Source organism: Streptomyces sp. NPDC052107 (assembly GCF_040680215.1).
Classification (GTDB): domain Bacteria; phylum Actinomycetota; class Actinomycetes; order Streptomycetales; family Streptomycetaceae; genus Streptomyces.
Genome location: NZ_JBFAWG010000307.1, coordinates 1 through 1,143 on the forward strand (window position 1 = coordinate 1; position 1,143 = coordinate 1,143).

The following is a 1,143-nucleotide window of genomic DNA, read 5'->3' on the forward strand; positions in this document are numbered from 1 at the left end:
CTTCCGGCGTGACGACCGCGACCGTGATCGGGACCGTGGGCCGCGTCGGGATGATGACCGTGGTGGTTACCGCGGTGGTCGTCCCGGCGGCGGCGGTGGCGGTGGCGGGTTCGAGCGTCGTGACGACCGGCCGCGTGGGCCGCGTCGCGATGACGACCGTCCCAGCGGTGGTGGCTTCCGCCGCGACGACAACCGGGGTGGCTCCGGTGGCGGGTTCCGTCGGGACGACCGCGACCGGGACCGTGGTGGTTACCGGGGCGGGCAGCGGGACGACCGTGGCCGTGGCGGGTTCCGTCGCGACGACCGGGACCGTGACCGCGACCGGGAGCCGATCAAGCGGCTGCCCATCCCCGAGGACGTCACCGGCGAAGAGATCGACAAGGACGTGCGGCAGGAGCTGCTGAGCCTGCCGAAGACCCTGGCGGAGGATGTCGCGCGCAACCTCGTCATGGTGGCCCGGCTGATCGACGAGGACCCCGAGGAGGCGTACGCGTACTCCCGTATCGCCCTGCGGCTGGCCTCGCGCGTCGCCGCCGTGCGGGAAGCGGCCGGGTTCGCGGCCTACGCGACGCAGAAGTACGCGGAGGCGCTGGCCGAGTTCCGGGCGGCGCGGCGGATGACCGGGTCCGTGGAGCTGTGGCCCGTCATGGCCGACTGCGAGCGCGGTCTCGGCCGGCCGGAGCGGGCGATGGCCATGGCCGGTGAGCCCGAGGTGCAGAAGCTGGACAAGGCCGGCCAGGTCGAGATGCGGCTCGTGGCCGCCGGGGCCCGTCGGGACATGGGGCAGATCGACGCCGCCATCGTCACGCTGCAGAGCCCCGAGCTGGCCTCCAACTCCATCCAGCCCTGGACGCCGCGTCTCCGTTATGCGTACGCGGACGCCCTGCTGGAGGCCGGGCGCGAGGACGAGGCCCGTGAGTGGTTCGGCAAGGCCCTGGAGGCCGACAAGGACGGCTCGACCGACGCGTCGGACCGGCTGGCCGAGCTGGACGGGGTGGAGTTCGTCGACGCCCTCGGTGACGACGACGAGGACGAGACCGAGGACGGGACCGTCGACGCTCACGAAGGTGCCGCGGGCGACGCGGCGGACCAGGACGAGCGCGGTGACGAGCCGGGCAAGGCCTAGGGCATAAAGGCCTAGGA

Annotated in this window: 1 protein-coding gene; it reads left to right on the forward strand. The window is 73.1% G+C overall.

Annotated elements, in window-relative coordinates:
* Nucleotides 1-340 precede the first annotated feature (340 nt).
* Nucleotides 341-1,126, forward strand: coding sequence for a tetratricopeptide repeat protein (locus AB0M27_RS48030; RefSeq protein WP_365732490.1), 786 nt, complete (start codon nucleotides 341-343; stop codon nucleotides 1,124-1,126).
* The last annotated feature ends 17 nt before the right edge of the window (nucleotides 1,127-1,143 follow it).